3 protein-coding genes and 1 pseudogene are annotated in these 3,307 nt (G+C 69.0%); 3 read left to right on the top strand and 1 reads right to left on the bottom strand.

Features of this window, described 5'->3' with window-relative positions; genetic code table 11:
* Positions 1 to 126: 126 nt before the first annotated feature.
* Positions 127 to 360, top strand: a pseudogene (locus tag E1295_RS47700) (RNA-guided endonuclease InsQ/TnpB family protein); the annotation flags it as partial.
* A 32-nt stretch (positions 361 to 392) separates the two neighbouring features.
* On the opposite strand, the gene E1295_RS47695 reads toward E1295_RS47700, so the two are convergent.
* Positions 393 to 1,283, bottom strand: coding sequence for an alpha/beta fold hydrolase (locus E1295_RS47695; protein ID WP_132641961.1), 891 nt, complete (start codon positions 1,281 to 1,283; stop codon positions 393 to 395).
* Between the two features lie 82 nt (positions 1,284 to 1,365).
* Here E1295_RS47695 and E1295_RS47690 point away from each other — a divergent pair, with 82 nt between their 5' ends.
* Both E1295_RS47690 and E1295_RS47685 read left to right on the top strand, forming a co-directional pair.
* Entirely contained in the window at positions 1,366 to 1,893 is a 528-nt protein-coding gene (locus tag E1295_RS47690) for a CGNR zinc finger domain-containing protein (RefSeq protein ID WP_246081252.1), read from the top strand.
* A 276-nt stretch (positions 1,894 to 2,169) separates the two neighbouring features.
* Positions 2,170 to 3,307 (top strand): pectate lyase family protein (locus E1295_RS47685; RefSeq protein WP_132641959.1); only part of this gene is annotated, 1,138 nt, incomplete at its 3' end.

Here is a 3,307-nt window from a genome sequence, read left to right as displayed (position 1 = left end):
ACCCGCCGCGAGGTCATCCGCTGCCTCAAACGCTATGTCGCCCGCGAGGTCTACGCATTGATCAAAGCAGCGACAGCCGACCACGCTCCTGACCCAGCCTGACCACTTGACGAACATAGGGGCATCCAAACGATCGCCGTCGAGGACCTGACCGTGCGCAACCTGGTCAAGAACCGCCGCCTGGCCCGCGCCATCTCGGACGCGAGCTGGCGGGAGTTGCGGTCGATGCTGGAGTACAAGGCGGCCTGGTACGAGCGGACGCTGGTGGCGGTGGATCGCTGGTTCGCCTCCAGCAAGCTGTGCTCGGTGTGCGGGGCCTTGCAGGAGACGATGCCGTTGCATGCCCGCGAGTGGGAGTGCGCCACCGTTCCCTGAGGTCGCGCCGGACGCCCTCACTTGCCGGCGTGCGCGCCCCTGGGCAGGTCGAGCCGGCCGAGGAAGTCCCTGATCAGGCGGGCCACGTCGTCGAGGGCGCTCTCCAGGAGGAAGTGTCCGCCTTCGAGCAGGTGGATCTCGGCCTCGGGCACGTCGGCGGCGAAGGCGCGGGCGCCCTCGGGGCCGAAGATCTCATCGCCCTTGCCCCAGACGGCGAGCACCGGCGGCCGGCGTTCGCGCAGGACCTTGTGCAGGCGCGGGTAGAGCGGCGGGTTGGTGGCGTAGTCCAGGAACAGGGAAAGCTGGATGCGGTCGTTGCCGGGACGGGACACCAGGGCGACGTCGTGGTGCCAGGTGTCGGGGCTGACGAGGCTCTCGTCGGGCACGCCGGTGACGTACTGCCAGCGGATCGCGTCGAGGGTGAGCGCCTGCCGGACGGCCTTCTCGGTCTCCGGGGTCTGCTCGCGGTGGTAGTCCCAGACGCTCGTCCAGAAGCTCGGGACGAAGCCGGCGTCGTAGGCGTTGCCGTTCTGGGTGATGATCGCCGTGATCGCGCCGGGGTCGTTCAGGACGAGCCGCCAGCCGATCGGGGCTCCGTAGTCCTGCACGTGGATGGCGTAGCGGGTGACGCCGAGCCGGTCCAGCAGTCCCGCGGTGAGGTCGGTGAGCGCGTCGAAGGTGTAGTCGAACTCCTCGACGGGCGGTGCGTCGGACAGCCCGAACCCGAGGTGGTCGGGAGCGATGACGTGGTAGCGGTCGGCCAGTGCCGGGATGAGTTCGCGGAACATGTACGAGCTGGTCGGGAAGCCGTGCAGCAGGACGAGGGTGGGCGCGTCCGCGGGTCCGGCCTCGCGGTAGAACAGCCGCCGGCCCTGCACGGTCGCGTAACGGTGGTGGACATTCGCCATGACTAACCCCCTGAAGTTGCTTCTACGGTTAGACTGAAGCAGGAGTAAGACTAACCCGTCAAGAGCTGCAAAGGGGTTAGAAGTGGTCGAGACCATGACCTGGCCGAGTGATGACGTGCTGTTGGACCTGCTGAACAGCACTCCGATCGTCGGCGGGGTCGCCCAGGACCTTCTCGCCGATCCGGCCGAGGCACGTGACTGGTTGCGGCAACGGGGAGGCGACGGGTCGCCCGAGGAACGCGACGCCGTCCGGCAGGTCAGGGACACGTTGCAGGGCGTGGTCCGCGGCGACCGGCCGGTGAGCGACCTGGCGCCTTTCCTCGAAGGCGCCACCTACCGCCCGGCCGTGTCGAAGCGGGGCGTGGAGTGGTCGCTCGACGCCCCGCCGGGGCGGGCGACGAGCGTCAGGGTGCTGCTGGCCTGGGACGCGCTGGAGCGTACGCGGCCCGGACGGCTGAGGCCCTGCGCGAACACCGAGTGCGGGCTGTTCCTTCTCGACCGCAGCAAGACCAACCGGGCCCGCTGGTGCTCGATGGCCGTGTGCGGCAACCGGATGAAGGCCAGGCGGCACTATCAGCGCACCCAGCGGCCGCCGGCCGGTGCGTGCTGAGCATTTCGACGAACGTTTCTACACCTGGCCGCACAACGCCGTGACCGGCACGGGGGCGGACCGCGCCGGGTCCATCCGCCGGTCCCCGCCCTCATGGGCGCCCCACGGGCCCGGCGCTCCGGGCCGTTCGCCGTCGGGTACGGCATGAAAGTTTCACCGTCCGTTGACGTCAGGAAAGCGCTTTCCTAGCGTGTGGGCCGAGCTCCCATGACGACCCCGATGCCGCGGGCCCCGCGGCACTCACTCCGGCACCCCGACGACGAAAGTGAGACGACAATGGGACGAGCAGTCACGCTGCGGCTCCAGGCGGCGCTGGCCGCGATGGTCACCGCGGCCGCGGTCGGTGTGGTCTTACCGATCACCCAGGCGTCGGCGGCGGCCGGCACCGCCACCGGCTTCGCGACCGGCAACGGCGGGACCACCGGCGGCGCGGGCGGGCAGACGGTGCGCGCCACCACGGGCACCGCGATCCATGCGGCCCTGTGCGGCCGGGCCAGCAGCAGCACCCCCATCACCATCGAGGTCGAGGGGACCATCAACCACGGCAACACCTCCAAGGTGTCGGGCGACAGCTGCAACACCGCCGCCGGCGTGATCGAACTCAAGCAGATCAGCAACGTCACGATCATCGGCGTCGGCAACGGCGCCGTCTTCGACCAGCTGGGCATCCACATCCGCGAGGCCCGCAACATCATCATCAGGAACGTGACGGTCCGCAACGTCAAGAAGTCGGGCTCGCCCACCTCCAACGGCGGCGACGCCATCGGCATGGAGAGCGACGTCCGCAACGTCTGGGTCGACCACGTCACCCTGGAGGCCTCGGGCGGGGAGTCGGAGGGCTACGACGGGCTCTTCGACATGAAGAACAACACCCAGTACGTCACCCTGTCCTACAGCATCCTGCGCAACTCCGGCCGGGGCGGGCTCATCGGATCCAGCGAGAGCGACCGCTCCAACGGCTACGTCACCTTCCACCACAACCGGTACGAGAACATCGACTCCCGCACCCCGCTGCTGCGCGGAGGCGTCGCCCACATCTACAACAACCACTACGTCGACCTCCACGAGTCCGGCATCAACTCCCGGGCCGGCGGCCGCGCCAAGGTGGACAACAACTACTTCGAGGACTCCAAGGACGTCCTCGGCACCTTCTACACCGACGAGGCCGGCTACTGGCAGGTCGGCGGCAACATCTTCGACAACGTGACCTGGTCGAGCCCCGGCGACGAGAACAACCCCGCCGGCCCGGACCCGCAGTCCAACACCTCCGTCAGCATCCCCTACCCCTACAACCTCGACGGGGCAACCTGCGTGCCGGACATCGTGCGGCAGACGGCGGGCGCCAACAAGGGGCTGCTGGAGTCGGGGGGCGACTGCTCCTCGCCGCAGGAACCCACGACGCCCCCGACCGACC

Source organism: Nonomuraea mesophila, assembly GCF_004352805.1.
GTDB lineage: Bacteria > Actinomycetota > Actinomycetes > Streptosporangiales > Streptosporangiaceae > Nonomuraea > Nonomuraea longispora.
This window is presented reverse-complemented; position numbering and strand designations above follow the sequence as displayed.

Bases quoted from the DNA above. Each gene is read 5' to 3' on its own strand.
- E1295_RS47695 (WP_132641961.1), bottom strand. From the start codon at position 1,283: ATGGCGAATGTCCACCACCGTTACGCGACCGTGCAGGGCCGGCGGCTG.